Annotated in this window: 11 protein-coding genes and 6 pseudogenes; 5 read left to right on the forward strand and 12 right to left on the reverse strand. The window is 42.1% G+C overall.

The window, feature by feature from the left end:
* Window positions 1-9 precede the first annotated feature (9 nt).
* Genes QUA45_RS05545 through QUA45_RS05560 form a run of 4 tightly spaced genes read right to left on the reverse strand, consistent with a single transcriptional unit; the run spans window position 10 to window position 3464 of the window.
* Window positions 10-339, reverse strand: coding sequence for a hypothetical protein (locus tag QUA45_RS05545; protein WP_333097642.1), 330 nt, complete (start codon window positions 337-339; stop codon window positions 10-12).
* A 41-nt stretch (window positions 340-380) separates the two neighbouring features.
* A complete protein-coding gene (locus tag QUA45_RS05550) occupies window positions 381-893 on the reverse strand; it encodes a hypothetical protein (protein WP_333219867.1) in 513 nt (170 codons plus the stop codon).
* Window positions 894-912: 19 nt separating this feature from the next.
* Window positions 913-2130 (reverse strand): hypothetical protein, encoded by a 1218-nt coding sequence (locus QUA45_RS05555; RefSeq protein WP_333219869.1) that lies wholly within the window; start codon window positions 2128-2130, stop codon window positions 913-915.
* A complete protein-coding gene (locus QUA45_RS05560; protein WP_333097645.1) occupies window positions 2127-3464 on the reverse strand; it encodes a flippase in 1338 nt (445 codons plus the stop codon). Before QUA45_RS05560 ends, QUA45_RS05555 begins: the two co-directional genes overlap by 4 nt.
* A gap of 445 nt (window positions 3465-3909) precedes the next feature.
* On the opposite strand from QUA45_RS05560, the gene QUA45_RS05565 reads away from it, so the two are divergent.
* Together QUA45_RS05565 and QUA45_RS05570 are read left to right on the forward strand one after the other, a co-directional pair.
* Window positions 3910-4833, forward strand: a complete 924-nt coding sequence (locus tag QUA45_RS05565) for a glycosyltransferase family 2 protein (protein WP_333219870.1) — start codon at window positions 3910-3912, stop codon at window positions 4831-4833.
* 70 nt (window positions 4834-4903) lie between these two features.
* A complete protein-coding gene (locus tag QUA45_RS05570; RefSeq protein WP_333097648.1) occupies window positions 4904-5866 on the forward strand; it encodes a polysaccharide pyruvyl transferase family protein in 963 nt (320 codons plus the stop codon).
* 177 nt (window positions 5867-6043) lie between these two features.
* Here the strand turns inward: QUA45_RS05570 and QUA45_RS05575 are convergent.
* A pseudogene (locus QUA45_RS05575) lies at window positions 6044-6475 on the reverse strand (transposase); the annotation flags it as partial.
* Between the two features lie 114 nt (window positions 6476-6589).
* Between QUA45_RS05575 and QUA45_RS05580 the strand changes: the two are divergent.
* A pseudogene (locus QUA45_RS05580) lies at window positions 6590-7947 on the forward strand (IS5 family transposase); the annotation flags it as partial.
* A gap of 16 nt (window positions 7948-7963) precedes the next feature.
* On the opposite strand, the gene QUA45_RS29095 reads toward QUA45_RS05580, so the two are convergent.
* Both QUA45_RS29095 and QUA45_RS05585 read right to left on the reverse strand, forming a co-directional pair.
* The gene (locus QUA45_RS29095) at window positions 7964-8242 is read right to left on the reverse strand and encodes a transposase family protein (protein WP_445304949.1); all 279 of its coding nucleotides are present in this window, start codon (window positions 8240-8242) and stop codon (window positions 7964-7966) included.
* Between the two features lie 311 nt (window positions 8243-8553).
* Window positions 8554-8721, reverse strand: a pseudogene (locus QUA45_RS05585) (transposase family protein); the annotation flags it as partial.
* Between the two features lie 120 nt (window positions 8722-8841).
* Between QUA45_RS05585 and QUA45_RS05590 the strand changes: the two are divergent.
* Window positions 8842-10366 (forward strand): annotated as a pseudogene (locus tag QUA45_RS05590) (IS5 family transposase).
* Window positions 10367-10653: 287 nt separating this feature from the next.
* On the opposite strand, the gene cphA reads toward QUA45_RS05590, so the two are convergent.
* Together cphA and QUA45_RS05600 are read right to left on the reverse strand one after the other, a co-directional pair.
* A complete protein-coding gene (gene cphA, locus QUA45_RS05595; protein WP_333097649.1) occupies window positions 10654-13374 on the reverse strand; it encodes a cyanophycin synthetase in 2721 nt (906 codons plus the stop codon).
* A 338-nt stretch (window positions 13375-13712) separates the two neighbouring features.
* Window positions 13713-14606, reverse strand: a complete 894-nt coding sequence (locus tag QUA45_RS05600; RefSeq protein WP_333071386.1) for a cyanophycinase — start codon at window positions 14604-14606, stop codon at window positions 13713-13715.
* 333 nt (window positions 14607-14939) lie between these two features.
* Between QUA45_RS05600 and trmD the strand changes: the two genes are divergently transcribed.
* Window positions 14940-15635: a tRNA (guanosine(37)-N1)-methyltransferase TrmD gene (gene trmD, locus QUA45_RS05605; protein WP_333097652.1), complete on the forward strand. Its 696-nt coding sequence runs from the start codon at window positions 14940-14942 to the stop codon at window positions 15633-15635.
* An 80-nt stretch (window positions 15636-15715) separates the two neighbouring features.
* Here the strand turns inward: trmD and QUA45_RS05610 are convergent, their stop codons facing one another.
* The 3 genes and pseudogenes from QUA45_RS05610 to QUA45_RS05620 all read right to left on the reverse strand — a co-directional run bounded on the left by QUA45_RS05610 (window position 15716) and on the right by QUA45_RS05620 (window position 19140).
* Window positions 15716-15913 carry a hypothetical protein gene (locus tag QUA45_RS05610; protein ID WP_333219872.1) on the reverse strand — a complete coding sequence of 66 codons (198 nt, stop codon included), beginning with the start codon at window positions 15911-15913 and terminating at the stop codon, window positions 15716-15718.
* A gap of 530 nt (window positions 15914-16443) precedes the next feature.
* A pseudogene (locus tag QUA45_RS05615) lies at window positions 16444-18108 on the reverse strand (IS1634 family transposase).
* A 324-nt stretch (window positions 18109-18432) separates the two neighbouring features.
* A pseudogene (locus QUA45_RS05620) lies at window positions 18433-19140 on the reverse strand (ISAs1 family transposase).
* Between the last annotated feature and the right edge of the window lie 24 nt (window positions 19141-19164).

Here is a 19164-nt window from a genome sequence, read left to right on the forward strand (position 1 = left end):
TGCACTTTTTTAAGAACTGCGGATCGTAATCAAATATTTTTTTTGTGTAAAATTATCTGCTTGCGTATCCCTAATTGCCAAAGGCGGGTGTTTCATTGGAAATGTTATAGCTTCTACAGGCATATTACTATAACGACTGTTGACATCCTCCGTATTAGTTCCCCCTACACCATGTCCGATATTAGACGCTAAATTAACATTCGCAAGAATCTTCATACCATTTTGAATAAAGTTAGCAAATGTCCACTGACCAGCCAAACTCTGTAATTTGTTTTCATAACAAACCTGAAAAATATTTTTCCCAACTTTTCCAGCATTGGAGTCTCCCAGTATATTCATCAAAAAATTACCATCCCGAATTTCCGGTCATAACTTCATATCTAAATCATAATGCTGCCAAGCTCGCGTCCAACTCGCCCAAATCCAGCAGTGATTATAGCGAGAAAAGTAGTAACTATAATCAGTTTTTTTTCGCCAAAACTGAACATTTTGACCAGAGATTGACAGAATCCGCTGAGCGTCTCGGTAACGCTCCAGCAATTCTTCAGCGAAGCGGAAAAAAGTAGGAGGAGGGATAAGTCATCCTCAAGAATAATTGCCTCTTCAACTCGATCAAATACCCAATTCATACCGCTAGACACCCGCAGGCGACAACCGAGATTTACGTATGCGTAATTCTTCAAAACTTCGCAGTCCCAATCTACTTGGTCAATAATAGCTCTAGCGGCCGCACATTTTTGATCTTCTTCAGGCCTATCTGGACATTGGCCGTCAGCAATTACTAGCAATTTGGGAGGTTTTGCCTGACGAATTGCCTCAAATACTCTAGCCGTTGTATCTAGACGTTTGAAGATGATAAAAGCGATGGGTGTTTGGATTTGGTAATTGAACATTTCTTCGACTCTACTTTTCCTAGTAGTCTTCTACATCTGAATTAACCAGATCAGCAGTCATCTGTGATTTAAAGTTAAACCACTTCTGAAGCATTACAGCCGCTATGAATGCCAGTGTATCATTGCTAGTCTGATAGGGCAAAAATCTATAGCGAAAACTAGCCATTCTCGGGTCACTTTCTTGGTATAAAATATCTTGGGCAAAGTTCCCCCAACGCTCATCAATCAAATCAATTGTCATACCAGCATGAGCAGAAGGTAGCAACATATTAGAGCCGTGAAGACCAATTACTAAGCGGCTGTGTGAATAAACACGGCATATTTCCTTTTCAACTTTTTCATTAAAACTATCCACTCTGTAATCTTCAATCCATTCTGGGAAATTAGTTTTTGTCCCCAAACCAGCTACTGCAAATTTTGCTTCTGGTACTTGCAACCTGATTTTCTCAAATAACTGCTGAATTTTAAAATTTTGCAATGGCAATGCCCTTTCTCGTTGATTTAGCTTTTTCAGAACTCGGAACAGCCCACTGTTAACTAATAAACGATCTTCCCGCCAAATAAAAGTAATTCTTGTTTCTGGTTCATTAAATTTGTGTTTGGGGACTCTAGTAAACCGCGTGATGTCAAACTGACTAGGATGAGAATGGGCTTCACTGACATAAATTTCATCAAAGCGTTTAGTTTCTTCCTCAACAAACTCGGCGAAGCTAGGATAGTAAGTTTGACCATTTTTTAAAGAAACAGGTACTGTCCAGACTTCTGCAACTTCATCAGGAACCATCCACCTTAGAAACTTAGGAACTATCACAACTAACCCGCAGTCAGAGTTGCATTCTAAGTGCCTTTGTGCATTTAGCAACTTGAGCAGAGAGTGACCGTAAAGATGATCGATACAGTTTAAGATAATTGCCCGATTGCAAGGTTTAAAAATTTCCTTGACTATCTCAAGTTTATCTGATTGAGGATTTTGGAGTGAATTGAGTAATGGTTTGCCTAACCATTCTTTTCTGTAAGGAACCGCCGCAAAAATTTCTTTTTTGATTAAATTAACTTGAAGGTAGTTGTTCACTCCATGACCTACTCTCAACTCGTCGATTATTTCGCTGCCACATCCCCCGCACTTACAGTCCAGAAGAATATGTATCCCTTGCCACAAAATATTTTTGGTATTGAGTTGCGTCCCGCAATAGGGGCAATTGGAGCGCTGTTCGATTTTAGGTTTAATTTGAATCACTTTACTAATCCTCTGATTCTACAAGCTGCCTTGTATAAGTTAAGGGATCGCCAGATGAAATTTGCGAAGGGGCGCAATTCCTTAATCAGGAAATTGACTAATATAATCACGTAAAAATAAGTTATCAGAGTAGCCATTGTTGCTCCAAAAGCTCCATACTTTGGAATCAGCCAAAAGTTCAACGCTACATTAAAAATAGAGCCGACTACAGTCAAGTAAAGACCGTAGCGCAACTGAGCTTCTATGTTCAAATATGTACTCCGTGCTACTCCAAAGTTACTGCCAAATTGGGCCCAAACATATAGTGAGAGTACCGCTGCTGACTTCGCATAGTTTTCACCGTAAAGCAGATGCACTATCCATGGAGAAAGTAATGATATCGGTATGGCCACTCCCAACCATAAAAATATCATAATATCCGAGTAAATTTGAAATTTATTTAGATATTCTTCATAATTTGTCTTTCTCAAATTCGCTAATTTGGGAAAAATAGAGCTTGATAAAATCATCGGCAAGAAATCGCAGATTTCAGAAATTTTAACAGCGGCAGCATAATAGCCCAGTTCAGCATTTTTATTCATCGCACCGAGCATGATCTGATCGGTTTTTGAGTACAGATAAATTGCCAATCCCGATAAAATTATCGGCCAACTCTCTGATAGCAGTTCCTTACACCGATCCCAACTGAATTGCCAATCCTTAATTTTATTGCCAGTAAGCTTATAAAAATATACATAAGCCATTCCTACCAATGCTACCTCTGCCAATCGAACCCAGGCGAAGGCAAGCAGGGGGGCTTTAATTGTCACTAACCCAATTCTGACAGCAGCAACTAAAAAACATATCGAATTTTTAGCCAACACTGTATATTTTGACTGGATTTGGGACTGAAACCAAAAATTGATAGCCTCAAAAGCATTAAATATAGTTCCTGCTGCGATGATACCTACCAGCCACCGAGTCAGAGTGTCGTTGGGCTTGAGTAGCGCAATCACGGTGACAGTTAACACCAAAGTGATGCAGCCACCAGTAAATTGCAGTCCGAAAGCAGTTCCCAGGGTTTCATTTTTGCATTCTGGGTCGCGAGCGATATTCCTCACTACCAGAGTACCCAAGCCCATAGTTGCTACCGAACTAAACAGCGACACAAAGGCGATCGCGTAGTTGAGCAATCCAAATTGTGTGGGACCAAGATAGCGAGCCACCCAAAGGCCTACAACCAGACCTAGACCCATCTGCAAGATTTGGTCAGTGAACAGCCAAGCTATGTTGCTGAGTACCTGGCGCAGACCCGGACCAAGCTTTTGACCCATACCAGCCAACTTGTCTAACATCGGCAATTTAAAAATTTTACCAAAAAATAATACATTTTTTGAACTTTTTGCAATCTAGCCAAAGTAGTAATGATTTATAGTATATCATAAAGATTAGCACTTATGCAGGATTTATACCAATCACCCTAACTACAACTTTTACCACTATGTATTCTAAAATTTCAAATACCCTACGATTCGTTTAACCTAAATGAGTATTATTACTCGCTTAGGTTAGCTCCTTTGCTAGAACAACTGATGAGATTTGTAGGTGGGGTTTAACCTAACTCCTATCCCTACAAATCCAAAGGTGAAAGTATAATCCCTAGTTTACTGGCTATGATCCACTATGCTAAAGCAGGATTAAAAGGCAGAATAGAACTACTGAGAGCCAAACTTGGTAAATGTTGAGCAAGCAGTCTAGGCGTAGTGAAAACAAAAAGGATGATAAGTTGGAGTTTAATATATGAAAACACCTGTGGCTTTTTTTGGATTTAATCGCCCTCATACAACAGAGAGGGTATTTGCAGCGATTCGGGAAGTTAAACCGCCCAAACTTCTACTTGTGGTTGATGGACCACGCTCTGATAAGCCAGAGGAAGCTGAAAAATGTGCTGAGGTAAGGGCCATAATTGAAAAAGTGGACTGGGATTGTCAAGTTTATAAAAATTATGCTGAGGCTAATATGGGCTGTAAGCACAGGGTAGCTAGTGGGTTAGATTGGGTATTTAATACAGTAGAAGAAGCAATTCTTGTCGAAGATGATTGCTTGCCCAATCCATCTTTTTTTCAATTTTGTGAAGAAATGCTGGATTTATATAGAAATGAACCCAGGGTAATGATGATTAGTGGGACTAATTATTTGGAGGAATGGAAATCCGATAGGCAAAGTTATCATTTTTCTTATTATGGAGGTATTTGGGGCTGGGCTTCTTGGCAGAGGGCATGGCAATTTTATGATATTAATATGCAGGCTTGGAGCAATCCTGACGTGAAAGCAAAAATTAAAGCTATACTGGCTGATGAGGCTCAGTATAAAATTAGAGCGCGGGATTTGGAAAATACTTTTCAGGGTAAGGTAGATACGTGGGATTTTCAATGGAGTTTTGCTCGCTTGGCTCAAGGGGGCTTGTCGATCGTGCCTTGTGTCAATTTGGTGGCTAATTTAGGTTTTGGGTTAGCAGCTACTCATACTGGAACTCTCAATAAGGAAATAGCAGAAATGAAACAATTAGATTTAAGGTTTCCTCTTGAAATCAATGATAATCTGATGGCCGATCGAGAGTACGATAGATTAATGTTTAAAAAACTATTTATCAGCCATGAGAGTTTGATTGATAAGGTGATAAAACACTTAAAAAAAATTCCCGATAAACTTTGGTTAAAATGATTTTGGCGAATCGTAATGAAATGATACGAAATATCACTGTCAACTTACTCTACTTAATAAAAAATAGGCTATGAAAACTATCTCAATCTTGGATACCTCAATCTGTAGCTCTAATTTAGGAGACCAGATCATTATGGATGCAGTGAATAGCATTTTATATGAGATGTTTCCCGATCGACTATTTATTAATTTTCCTACCCATGATGTCATATCGAGCGATTCTTACCGCTTGATGAGAAAAAGCAGTTTAATTTTTGTCGGTGGTACTAATTTATTGTCTTCTAACATGAACTCCTATAATCAATGGAAGGTCAATTTAATGGACTCTCTATTTATTACAGATATTACCCTAATGGGTGTGGGATGGTGGCAATACCAAAATCAGCCTAATTTATATACCAAAATTTTGTATAAACGGCTATTAAATAAAGAATATCTGCACTCAGTGAGAGACAGTTACACAGAAAAACAGCTAAAAGCGATCGGGATTAATAATGTAATTAATACTGCTTGTCCTACTATGTGGAAATTAACAGAGGAACATTGTGTCCAAATTCCTCAAGGTAAAGCAGAGTCAGTATTAGTTACTTTTACTGAGTATAATCAAAATCCTAGTTTTGATAAGCAGTTAGTGGAATTACTGAAACAGGAATATAAGTTAATTTATTACTGGACCCAACAGCCCAAAGATTATCAGTACATGAAAGATATATGTGGCGAGCGAGCGATTTATCTTAATCCTAGCTTATCAGCTTTAGATAGCGCTTTGTCTCAGTATCCCGTTGATTATGTAGGGACACGATTACACGCTGGGATTAGAGCTTTACAATATAAAAGGAGAACTTTAATTCTGTCAGTTGATAATCGCGCTACAGAAATTTCTAAAGATACTAATTTGCCAGTCGTACAAAGAAATGATTTAAACAGTGTGGCTAATTGGATTAATACTAAAAAACAAACTTTACTAAAAATCCCTTTAACAGCCATTAATGAGTGGAAAAAGCAATTTTTAGCGACTGTCAATAATTCTTAGCTAACCTCTTACGCATTTAAAATGTATATTCTAGCAAGCGAGGACGCTTACACTGCAAGGATTTCACGGTTACCCAATAACCTATTTAGATGCTTAATTAGGGCTTGGTGAAAAAGTGACCCAAGAGGAACACAAGGATGAATGAGGTAATGAAGTAACAATGATTAATAAGCTTTTTTATCCCTCATTAACCCAGCGATTATTTTTCTTAATCATCCCAGCCCCAAAAGTTATGTTTGGGAAAAATTGGACAAAAAACTCCCAAAAAATCTTTCTCAGTATCCGAGACAGATTCATCACTAAAAAAGTGATGGCTATGACAGTTTGAGCCGTATCTGCTAGTTTAGCCATGACTCGACCGATACTAAATCTCCGTTTCCCTTCTCCAAATTTACCCTCAATCGCATTCCTAATTTTCTCATTTTCTGAGGCTTGCTTTTGCACTTCTTTGCTCACATTTAATGGTGGTCTTCCTAACAGCGGTCCACTGGTTCTGATTCCTCTTTCTTTGCACCAAGCTCGGTTCTCTCTGGTTCGATAAATATTTTCTACATGAACCGATTCGGGATAAAATTCTGTGAATTCTTTGTAAGCTTCTACTTGGGGCTTGCTGGATAAGTGCAGAAAGCTTACACGGCCAGGTTATGCGATCGTGCGATAGAGAAAAGTGTGCAAGATAAACAGGTAAAATAGTACAAAACCTTTGCATTACCCAGTACGCTCGTGTACAGAAAAGCTGAGCTTGCTCCCCCCTCACCCTCCGACTTTGAACTCCCCTCATGTGGAAGGTTGTCACCAGATAACCGTTGGGTAAAAATCGCCCAACTCATCCCGTGGTCAGAATTTGAAGCAGAATATGCTAAAAACTTCCCCACAGAAATGGGGGCACCAGCCAAATCGTTTAGGATGGCATTGGGGGCATTAATCATCAAAGAAAAATTAGGAATTAGCGATCGCGAAACGGTAGAACAGATCCGGGAAAACCCCTATCTACAATACTTTATCGGTCAATCAAGCAGAGCTTAATGAACTCGCATTTGACCCATTACTATTGGTTCACTTTCGCCAAAGAATTAGTCCGAACTTAATTAATAAAGTGAACGAACGCATGGTCGAAAAAATGCGCTCCATCACCGAGCGAGCGTCAAAACCGAAAAAAAAAGAATTCGGACGCAAAAATGAGTCACTCAATCGAGGAAAGTTGATCGTAGATGCAACCTGTGCCCCAGCGGACATTAGCTATCCGAGCGACTTAGGACTATTAAACGGAACCCGAGTTTACACCGAAAAAATCATAGATATTCTCTATAAACCGCTCAAAGGTCAAATCCTGAAAAAACCAAGAACTTACCGTAATCTCGCCCGAAAAGATTACTTATTAATAGCAAAACAAATAAGACCATTACGAAAAAAAAACACACAAGCAATTAAAAAAAAACTCCAATATATTAAAAAAAAACTTCGCTCATATTGAACAGCTAATTGATTCAGGTGCGAGCTTAGAATGTTTGAATAAAAAGCAATATAAAACTTTGCTAGTCCTCACAGAAGTCTATCGCCAACAACAGTGGTTATTTGAAAATAACAAGCAGAGCATAGAGGATAGAAGAGTAAGTTTAAGCCAACCCCACATCCGTCCCACAGTCAGAGGGAAAGCCGAAAAAAGCGTAGAGAGGCGAGCAAAACTGTCAGCGAGTTGCTTTGAAGGATATGTATTTTTATACCGGATGAGTTGGGATAATTTTAACGAATCAGTGGATTTAAAAGCCCAAGTAGAAGCTTACAAAGAATTCACAGAATTTTATCCAGAATCCGTTCATTCCGATCGTATTTATCGAACCAGAGAGAACCGAGCTTGGTGCAAAGAAAGAGGAATCAGAATCAGTAGACCGCCGCTAGGAAGACCACCATTAAATGTGAGTAAATAAGTGCAAAAGCAAGCCTCAGAAGATGAGAAAATTAGGAATGCGATTGAGGGTAAATTTGGAGAAGGGAAACGGAGATTTAGTATCGGTCGAGTCATGGCTAAACTAGCAGATACGGCTCAAACTGTCATAACCATCACTTTTTTAGTGATGAATAGACCTCTTGCAAAAGTCATTCTGAAAGGTTAAGTTCATAGTTATAGATACCTGCAATCAGGTTGAAGCGTAAACCAAATCTACGTCGGCGATTTCGGTAATGTTCCGACAGAATACGAAAAATTTTCAGTTTCCGATTGACGTGTTCAATGACAATACGTTGAGTTGCCAGAGTACGGTTTTCCTGCCGTCGAACCTTAGATAAATTAGAGCTTTTGGACTTTTTAGTAGGGATCTGACTATTGGCAAGAAGTTTCCCAATTCCTTGATAACCCTTGTCACGCCAAAGCTTCATTGTAGTGGCTAACCTGACTTTACTCGTCTTGAATAGTCACCAGGAATGCCTTCTGCCTTTACCATGAGCTATGCAGATAATTGCTCCCGTCTTTTGATTGACCACTAATGGTGACTTCAAGGTGTGATACTTTTTTTTTGCCCGAAAACACTTGTCGTTGTTTTTTTTTGGACGCTCGACTGGACTTTCGGGCGTTGCTGATTCTGGCGTATGAATAAACTTTTCACTTGATGTTACAAAACTCACTCTACTTGGCTTATAGCCATTCCGAAAACTTGAATTCATACTTGTATTCAGCAACGCCGACTTTCGGTCACATCGACCACAACCACTTCTAAAACTGAGTCAGGTTGTCGCAGTGCTTTCTTTCCGGGTAAGCTAAACCGACCTGAACGAATCAATGTATCCTCTACGTGCCTCACGATCCGGAACGCAGTCGATTCATTGATATTCCAGCTTTGAGCAATGTGAAAGTAGGTAGGGCTTGCTGAATAAGCGCCATCAGGTGGCGCTGCCTGAGTGTCGATCGGCAGAACGAGACTCAGGTGCAAGGAAAACAGATAAAATGGCACAGAACCCTTGCACCACCGTTGACACTCGTGTACCGAAAACTTGACCCAGATAGCACCCTACCAGAAAGCTTTAATTTTCCTCATGGTGGAAAATTAGCCTCAGACAACCGTTGGGTAACGATGGCCCAACTTATTCCGGGCGTCGGAATTTGAATCAGAATATGCTCAAAATTTTGCCTCATCTATAGGAGCACCCGCTAAATCTTTTCGGATGGCATTGGGGGCATTAATCATCAAATAAAAATTAGGAACCAGCGATCGCGCTCGCGGTAGAACAAATACGGGAAAACCCATACCTACAATACTTTATTGGTCTCTCATCTTACAGCAATGAAATCCCGTTTGATGCCTCTCTATTGGTTCATTTTAGACACAGAATAAGTATCAATCTGGTCAATAAACTGAATCAAAAAATGGTGAAAAAGCTCCGAGAAGCAACCACCCCTCAATCTGAATCAAATAAAAAAGAACCAGAAGAACCGAGTGACAGTGTACTCCGAGGAAAATTACTGTTAGATGCGACCTGTGCCAGCGCCGATATTACCTATCCCACAGACATCAGCATTCTCGATCGAGCCAGGATGCAAACAGAAAAGATTGTAGATATCCTATATAAATCGATTCAAGAACTCTGCCAGAAAAAACCCCGAACCTACCGGAACAAAGCACGTAAAGACTACCTATCCATTACCAAGCAGCCCCGACCGTCGCCGAGTAAAAAAAGAACCGCGATAAAAAAAACAACTGCAATACATCAAAAGAAATCTCTGTCATATTGAAAGATTAATCGAGTTAGGAGCTAATTTAAAGAACTTGAGTAAACGGCAATACAAGCTGCTGCTGGTGTGTCATGAAGTTTACCGACAACAAGCATGGATGTACGAACACAAGACAAATAAAGTTGACGATATAATTGTAAGTTTAACACAAGCCCACGTTCGTCCTATAGTTAGAGTAAAAGTAGGAAAACATACAGATTTTGGAGCTAAACTATCTGCGAGCAGCTTTGAAGTTTATGTATTTTTAGATCGAATTAGCTGGGACAAATTCAATTAATCAGGAGACTTAATCGCTAAAGTAGAATCATTTAAAGAATTCACAGGACATTACCCAGAATCGGTTCACGTTGACAAGATTTACCGCACGCTCGACAATCTAGCGGGCGTGTAAAAAAAACGGAATTAGGATGAGTTATCCGCCCTTAGGAAGACCGCCCGCTCACGTCAGTAAAGAGAAAAAAAAGCAAGCAGCAGAAGATGAAAGAGTCCGCCAAGCAATTGAGGGAAAATTTGGGTAAGTAAAGAGAAGATTTAGCCTATATCGAGTGATGGTTAAACTCGATAATACCTCTCTAACAGCGATTGCAATTACTTTTTTGCTGATGAATCTTGTCGCAGGATTGAAAAGATTATTGTGGCTTGTTTTGTGTCAATTTTCATCAGTAACAATTGGTTGCGGGTCAGCGATAATCAAAAATTATGTGTGCGGCAGCCAACTCAAACAAAAACTTAACTTGTTGGCTTGCTCGAACTTGCGATCGAACTTTTTTTGAGTTTTCTTGACTTATTCAGCAAGCCCTATTTAGTGAAACAACTGACGGTTGAGGGCGGTGTGATTTCTAAATCCGAATCTCAGTTATTAATGAATGCGCTTTCTTTGCGGAACGCTATTGCTCATGGGTTTAAAACTACACAACTTGCGCAAAATTCTGTGTGCGAACTGATTTAGGTTACAGAGAAAATATTGAAAGATAATACGGCGGTTGTGTAAAGCAAAAAGGTTGGGTTTCCTTTTGTTAACCCAACCTATTAATAATGTAATGAAATCAAACTTCAGAGTTTAGCCTTGATTCACCACAGTCGGTTTTAAACTTTCCTGTGACTTCGATCGATCTAAACCATTTTGAACTTCCACAGATTCCTTAATCGGTTTCCGAGATTCAATTAAACTCAAAGCTTTGTTGACACTTTCAGGTAAAATCACTACCAAACTGCCGGCCGGCGCCTCATCTAAAGCCTTGTTAACGGCCGTTGTTTCGTCGAGAATCAACTCGTATTCAACTTGAGATTTGTTTGCGGTTCCTGCAGAAATTGCCTCTGCAATTCCCTGGCAAATTAACTGTGCCACAGCACCGGGTTCTCGCCCGCGCCTGTCAATATCTTCCTTGACAAGAATGCGATCGAACATCTCGGCCGAAAGTTTGCCCAGCGTGACAAAATCTTCATCTCGCCGGTCTCCGGGGGCCCCGACAACCCCGATCCGCAGTCCCTGCCAATTCAGCACGAAACTGCCCAAAGCTTTGTAGCTGTGGGGGTTGTGGGCGTAGTCGAGCAAAGCGTGATAGTTGCCCAATTTAAACAAATTCATCCGTCCGGGAGTTTGACCCACCGATGCTTGGAAGCTTGACAAAGCAGATCGAATATCTTCTATTTTCACTCCTTGGGCAAAAGCCGCCAAACAAGCTGCTAAAGCATTAGCAATCATAAACGGCGCGCGCCCGCCCATCGTCAGCGGCACGTTCACAGCCTGCTCAATTCTCAGCGTCCAATCGCCTTTCAATATCGACAAATACCCATTTTCGTAAATCGCTGCCAGCCCGCCTGCAGCGGTATGTTTGGCAACCAGTTCGTTGTCCGGGTTCATCGAAAAATATGCAATTTGAGCCTTGACACGCTGCGCCATTTGTGATACTAGCGGGTCGTCGGCATTTAAAACAGCATAGCCTTTGGGCATTACCGACTCGACGAGGACGCTCTTGAGTTTGGCCAATTGTTCCACGGTGTCGATGTCGCCAATTCCCAAGTGATCGGCCGCGACGTTCAAGACGACGCCGACATCGCACTGATCGAAGCCGAGGCCCGATCGCAAAATTCCGCCTCTAGCCGTTTCCAGCACCGCTACTTCTACCGTCGGGTCAGACAAAATCAATTGAGCACTCTGCGGCCCGGTATTGTCTCCGCTTTCGACCAAATAATCGCCGATGTAAGTGCCGTCGGTAGTCGTGTACCCGGTAATCTGACCGGTCTGCTTGACAATGTGGGCAAGCAGGCGAGTGGTTGTAGTTTTGCCGTTGGTTCCCGTTACCGCTAAAATTGGCACCCGGCTGGGTTGAGGCGAGGGGAAAAGCATATCGAAGACAGCGCCGGCGACGTTGCGGGGCAAACCCTGACTCGGGGCGACGTGCATTCTGAAACCCGGTGCTGCGTTGACTTCGACGATGACGCCGTTGACATCGCGCAGCGGTTGGGAGATGTCGGGAGTTACTACGTCAATGCCGGCGATGTCCAAACCGATAATTTTGGCGACTCTAGAAAACAGCCAGACGTTTTCCGGGTGGATTTCGTCGGTGCGATCGACTGCAATTCCACCGGTACTCAAGTTTGCTGTCGCGCGCAAAAATACTCTTTCGCCGGCAGGCACTACGGAGTCCATCGCGTATCCTTGTTTTTGCAGCAAATCCAGGGACAATTTGTCGATCGTGATCCGGGTGAGTACGTTGTCGTGTCCGTCTCCTCGCTGCGGGTCGCGGTTTACTTCTTCAATAAGCTGTTCTACTGTAGACCTGCCGTTGCCTACGACGTTAGCCGGGACTCGTTCTGCGACTGCTATTACTTGCCCGTTGACTACCAATACTCTGTGGTCGCGGCCGACGTAATAGCGCTCGACTATCACACTTTTTGTTTTTGATGCCGCGCTGGCTAAGTCGTAGGCTTCTTCTGCTGCTTCCCAGGAATTGATGTCGATCGTAATGCCGCGGCCGTGGTTGCCGTCTAGGGGTTTGAGGACGATCGGATAACCGCCGACATCTTCGATCGCCCCGCGCAGTTCATCCAAATAATGAATCACCGTCCCTCTGGGAACCGGCACGCCGGCGCTGGCGAGGATATTTTTGGTACCTTCCTTGTCACAGGCAAGTTCTACCCCCAAAACTCCCGTCCGGTTGCTCAGAGTTGCCTGAATCCGCTTTTGGTGAACCCCGTAGCCGAGTTGAATCATAAACCGGGCGCTCAAAGGTATCCAAGGAATGCCGCGCGCTTCTGCTTCCTTAATCAGTGTTTCCGTGCTCGGCCCCAGGGCCGCCGACGCAGCAAACTCTCTCAGGTCTCTCAAATCTTGAACTAATTCTGCTGCTGGATAAGTGCCTGTCTCGGCAATGCTTTGGCACATCCGCACGCCTGCCCGGGCTGCATAGCGACCGGCTTGTTCGTGTTGATACTCGATTACTACTTGGTAAATGCCTGGGGTCGCAGTCTCGCGGGTGCGACCGAACCCGACCGGCATTCCTGCCATTTCCTGAAGTTCTAGGGCCACGTGTTCGATTACGTGTCCCATCATTGTTCCTTCTCTGACTCTTTGCAGGAATCCTCCCTGATGGCCTGGAGAACAGTGATGGTCGTTCAAACTCGGAAGTGCGGCGATCAACCCTTCATAGAAGCCAGGAATTTCCGAGGTGTTTTTATCTGCCCACTCCTCTAAATCCAGACGCATCAGGACGAGTTTCTGGCGTCGGATGCTCCAGTAGTTGGGGCCGCGTAAGGTCTGGATTTTAAGTATTTTCATGGCATTTAGAGGGGTATGGGGCGCGAAATCTTATAGATAATTGGAGCATTTATTCAATTTCGATCTAGATTGCTCGATCGACTGTTCGCTACGAACAGTTTGGGAGTGAATTTCCAGTTATGAGCTACCCAATTGAAAATTCATGCCCCTACGATCTGCTAAAAACAAGTACAGATCCATGGCTAGCAAAAACTCAAAGCCCGAAGTTAGAATTTTCTGTGATTCTGCCTCCTGGGGTCAGCCCGTGGCTGGTTCGGAATCTATTCTATTGTTGTATCCATGATTCGGCCGGAATGCCGCCTAATTTCTGCCGAATCAATGACAAGAGATGTTCTACGTTAGTTGGCTGTGCGGCATTCGGGGGGCCAGCCAGACTCGGAACAGGCTCCCGATGGCATTGGTTTGCCGAGGGGCATATTGTAGCAATCTCCATGACACAGAACGTGCAAGCGCATATTGAACAGACTTAAGGGTTCTGTCGCTCCTACCATAGACTCATTGGTATAAAAATTTTCCCTAGAATCAACGATAGTCACAGTGCCTTTACCGAGAATTTTCATAGTATCGTCTCCCTCAAACAACGCGCAGGTGTCTTCGTCAATACCAATAGCGAGGCGATCGGGATGGCTTGCCACCGCCGACAGCAAGCGAGCCATGCGGTTGCGATTGTGAAAATGCTGGTCTACGATGATCTCAGGAATAATGTTAAGTCCGTTTGCCATATCTACTAAAGAGCGGTTCGGTGACGCGCCACTTCCGCCGCCTGCAATCATGTGATATCCCATCACCGCAGCACCCGCGCTGGTACCGGCGAGGGTAATCTTGCCTTCTATAGTTTCTTTGCGAATTTTCTCCATCAGCGGGGTGTCCGCCAGCAGCCCGCAGAGCCTCAGTTGGTCGCCGCCTGTGATGAATACGCCCGTACAATCTTCTAAGTAATCTTTCCAGACGGGGTTTTCGGCTTGTTCGCGTTCGCGGATGTCCACTACTTTGACTGCGCTAACACCCATTTCGTCAAATATGGTGCGGTAGCGGTTGCTAATTCCTTCGGGATCTCTCGAGGCGCAGGGAACGATCGCCAGCCGAGCGTTTGCACCCCCAGCACGGCAAAAAAAGGTGTTCAAAATCTCTCGCCCGTGAACTTTGTCTTCGGCTCCCCCGATGACCATAATCGAGGTTTTCGTGCGCTGGGGAATATTATGTTCAAGGGCTTGAGATGTCAACTGCTGCATGGTGTGTCTTCCTCTGTTGGATGTGAAATTCAATTTTGCCGTTGCTGTGGGTACAATAGGGCTTTTTAAGAATAAATTTTTGTTGGTGCGAGTGAGGTGCGATCGCCGATCGCGCGATCCCGCAGTGGTTTGGCGGCGAGTTTGCTTGCAGTCGCTGTCATGAAAAACTTATTTATTGTTGTACAAAACGGGCCCGCCGACAAAGGAAGAGAATTTAACTTGCAAAAATTTTCAGAAATTATAAGAAATTATAAAGAATAAAGCAATTACTGAAAACTGAACTCCCCCTAAGGGTCAAACTAGAGGTGATGTATCAATAAAATTCCAATAATTGTGCGCTTTGACGTAGTTACCTTATTTCCAGAATTTTTCCGGGCTCCCCTAGAGTCGGGACTGATGGGCAAAGCCTTAGCTAAAAAGATTGCTGAGGTGAATTTTGTCAATCCCCGCGATTTTACCACAGACAAACACCAGCGAGTCGATGACGAGCCTTACGGGGGCGGAGTGGGGATGCTGATGAAGCCGGAACCGATTTTTGCTGCGGTGGAGTCGCTGCCGGTTTTGCCGCGGCGGGAGGTGATTTTGCTGACTCCCCAGGGGGAACCGATGCAGCAGGGGATGTTTCGGGAGTTGGCGGTCGATCGCGATCAGTTGGTGTTGATTTGCGGTCATTATGAAGGTGTGGACGATCGAGTGCTGCATTTAGTCACTCGCGAGGTATCTTTGGGGGATTTTGTACTCACGGGGGGTGAAATTCCGGCTTTGGCTTTGATAAATGGGGTTTTGCGATTGCTGCGGGGAACTGTTGCCAAGGAAGATTCCCTAAAGTTTGAGAGTTTTGAGGACGGACTTTTGGATTATCCCCAGTACACTCGACCGGCGGATTTTCGGGGATTGAAGGTCCCCGACGTGTTGCTGTCTGGTAATCACGCAGAAATTGCTCGCTGGCGCAGGGAACAGCAAATTGAAAGAACTAGATCGCGCCGATCGGATTTGTACGATCGGTGGTTGCAGGAGAGGGAAGAATAAGGTTTGAGGAGGTAGCCGTTATTAGTTGGAGCTTCAGGGATGATTAGCACTTTAAAGCTAATAGAACTCCCCAGGCAGCACTAACTTACTGTTTTGCTTATTGAAGCTTTCAAGCCTTCAGCAGCTAAAAGATGTCTTAGTCGATCGGTCTCACATTTAGTTCCGACAAAAACAGAACCAGGCATCTTCTTTTTTAACTTCATCGCTTCAGCTAATGACAATTCCATAGCCTGACGCAGGATTTTTGTTACAACTGTTGCACCTTGTTCTTTTTCCAATACAATCAAGTTCCAAGTCCCTTCTTTTGCTAAAATCTCTTTTCTCGTTTCGTTAGGTATAGCATCAGTATTATCTAACTCGATTGCCTACCCAGGGTAAGCGCATCTAAATTAAGTTGACAAAAAATCATATTTGTGCATGAGCTAGTCTCTGAGAAAACCATTCTTAAAACTCTTAAATCTGATGCAATGAACGCAGTTAAAATCGAGCTTTAAGAACTTCTAAATTCTCAAAACTGAATCAATTTAGATCCCACATTCCGCAGATGTGGGTCGGATTTTTTTATCAGTTGTGAAAACTTGGAAGCCAAACGCTTTTGGGCTGAAATTATGCAGTTTTAGCATTACAGAAGCTTGTCAAATTTCCCTAAACTAAGTAAGTTGAAATAATTGACTTTTTCTCATATATTCATGTTGCTATTTTATCGTGACTACTCATATTTTGAACCAAGAAAACTTATGCCAAGAGCAAATTGTCTTGACTAATTAATGAAAATTATTCACAAATATCTACACCTCGAACTCAATCGTTATTCACTTGAAAATATTAAATAGTATTGACAGCAATACTCTCCTAAATGCCGCAAGATATCTTGGTGATCTTGGGTTAAATTGCTGACCTGATTCGAGCCATTTACCGTCACTAAATGCACCGCCTGAAACATCTGAAATATCCAGCGCATTGTTGGCTTATTGGTCATTTTTTTTACCTGATTCTTCACTTGCTCATTGGTAGCTTCTAATTGTTGTCTCAATTTCCTTTGCGCTAGGTTATACACTAACAAACACAGTCCCATTATCATTCCGATTGCTTCAACTCGCTCCTGCTTTTTCACGAATACGCTGGCCGTAAAAAATAACGGATCTTTGATAAATCTAAATCCTCTCTCATTACTTTGCTGTGCTTTGTATTCCGATAATACCTGTGAATTGCTCACTGCTTTAGTATCTAAGATATTTGTGGCTAATATAAATTTCCCTGCTTTGATTTTTTCCGCTTCGATTGCTGAAATTAGGGGTTCTATTTCACCCGTTACTTGATAGACTCTTGGCTGTGTATTTCTCGATTCTTTGAGCTTGTTTTTTGTTGTTTTAACTGGCTTTTCTTGGGATTTGATTTCTATTATTTGGTGATATTTCCATGAGTCTGATAACTTTTTTATTGCATTTTCTGCATCGGCAAGACAAGCAAAGTTTTGTATAGATAGCTTACGCAGTGAGGCTTAGGCTGATTCTAACTGTTTCTCTACTTGCTTGACTATTTTTTTAAGATCTGCTTGTTTTCTGATTTCACTTTTTATTACTAGCCATCTTTGCTTGATGTTGGCATACTCACTGGTTCTGGTTGCTATTTTATAGCCTTTTATTTGAGAGTCTTCCCAGTCACTATCTTCAATGTTGCAGATTTTATTTTGAGCTGATTTGATGCTTAATGGCACTCTGGTTATCCATTTCATTTCTGCCATTGCTGACAAATTTTCCGCTGTGTATAAGGCACTATCTGCTACACAGATTCCGTCAAATGTCCACTGATTTTTAAACTCTTTCAATCTTGACACAAAGACACTTTTATCGTCGGCGTTTCCGTCATCTATTTTGAGATATAATGGTACGTCTCCATCTCCACTTACGATCGTATCAATGATAAATTGTTTGAGATCCGGTCTTCGATCTCTTGAATAACCATGAACGATTTTTATCGTTTTCATGGAAGATTCTGTATCTTCAGATTCTGCCTCAACTTCCTGGCTTTTTCCCTGACAGTTTTTGTAGGCTCCTTCTACTGATATTGAACTGCTATCTAGGTGAACGCTTTTCATTGATACTTGAAATTTCATCGCTGCTTTCAGGGCAATTGCCGTGAATAATTTTGTGGTTCCAGCTTGATGATATTTGTCTAAAGCTCTCCCGATTCTGTCATCATTTAATTGTTCCGGTCTCACTCCTTCTCCAATTAGATGTTCTGTTGCTTTTCCCACAAAAAATGTGTCAAATAGGTAGATTGGGGCGCTCAAAAATCCCAATCCGTTCAAAATCATTGCTTTCATTACTTGTCCTGGACTGAGGGTTTCTTTAATTTTTATTCCCACTTTTTTGTTAACTTCTTCTACCAATTCCATTTCATCTATGATCCCCGCTACTATTCCCAAATGGTCTAAATTTACGATATTTATAGCTTCAGAGGGCTTTTTCATAGTTTTGAAGGTTGCTATACTGGCACAAATTATTATACCTTAAAAAAACCTCAAATGATTGCTATGCAATCATTTGAGGTTTTGGCAATTCTAAATTTCTTTGAAATTTAATCTGCTTGAATATCTGCGGAATGTGGGTTAGATCGGGAATCAGTTTTAGTTTTCGAGCGTTAGCTGGCAGAGTCTAAAATTTTAACTAAATAATTATTATCCATTCCCGCCCGATACCGCTTCATTTTTAAACTTCCTTTAAATCCTTTTTCCTGTTTCAGTAAATTGACAGCTAAACGCCGTATAAGAGCAAAATTTTCAGGAGAATGATCTTTACGAATGCGACTCTTGTCTGAGCGAAAAAGTAACATCCAATGTCCAATGTAAGCTATTTTCAATACCCCAATGACTGCGAATTGCTTGAGAAATCTTCTCGGCATTACTGGCTAAACTACTTAAATAAAACCGAACTTCTGTGGTAGTTTTATTCCACAAACGTCTTTCACTTACGACCATCACAACCGTTTTTCATCCAGCCCATAATGATTGATTATGAAGAGGTAGCAACTCCCAGACTGCCACCGTCCAAATTTGTCTTTTTTCAACTCGATGATGCCCCGCTTCTATTTGTTGATAATAGCTATGCTCTCTGCCAGAAAACTCTTCTTTGCGAGCTAATTCAAACCAGTTTTTTACGTCTTTATGAAGAAGTTTTTGATTTCCCTTTAGCCCTAAAAGATAATCTCCTTTCTTCTTAATTATGAGCGCTGATATTTCTTTCTGACATCCCATAGCATCGATGGTTATTACGCTTTTTTCAATTTCTAGCAGCTCTAACAAAGCCGGAATCGCTGTCACTTCGTTGGATTTTTTATTGACTTTTTTTTGCCCTAAAACTAATTGATGGGACGCCGACCATGCGCTGACTATATGTAACGGTTTTTGGCTCTGATTCCGGTCATAAGATTGTTTCATTGTTTTGCCATCGATGGCTATGACTTCTAGCTCCAATTTTTGGGTAATTGAATTTACCCAACTCAAAAAACACTCTTGAAACTGCTTCGG

Origin of the sequence: Microcoleus sp. Pol12A5 (assembly GCF_036701435.1) — a bacterium.
In the GTDB taxonomy this organism is placed as follows: Bacteria; Cyanobacteriota; Cyanobacteriia; order Cyanobacteriales; family Microcoleaceae; genus Microcoleus.

Bases quoted from the DNA above. Each gene is read 5' to 3' on its own strand.
- QUA45_RS05545 (WP_333097642.1), bottom strand. From the start codon at position 339: ATGAATATACTGGGAGACTCCAATGCTGGAAAAGTTGGGAAAAATATT.
- QUA45_RS05550 (WP_333219867.1), bottom strand. From the start codon at position 893: ATGTTCAATTACCAAATCCAAACACCCATCGCTTTTATCATCTTCAAA.
- QUA45_RS05560 (WP_333097645.1), bottom strand. From the start codon at position 3,464: ATGTTAGACAAGTTGGCTGGTATGGGTCAAAAGCTTGGTCCGGGTCTG.
- QUA45_RS05565 (WP_333219870.1), top strand. From the start codon at position 3,910: ATGAAAACACCTGTGGCTTTTTTTGGATTTAATCGCCCTCATACAACA.
- QUA45_RS05570 (WP_333097648.1), top strand. From the start codon at position 4,904: ATGAAAACTATCTCAATCTTGGATACCTCAATCTGTAGCTCTAATTTA.
- QUA45_RS29095 (WP_445304949.1), bottom strand. From the start codon at position 8,242: ATGAAGCTTTGGCGTGACAAGGGTTATCAAGGAATTGGGAAACTTCTT.
- cphA (WP_333097649.1), bottom strand. From the start codon at position 13,374: ATGAAAATACTTAAAATCCAGACCTTACGCGGCCCCAACTACTGGAGC.
- QUA45_RS05600 (WP_333071386.1), bottom strand. From the start codon at position 14,606: ATGCAGCAGTTGACATCTCAAGCCCTTGAACATAATATTCCCCAGCGC.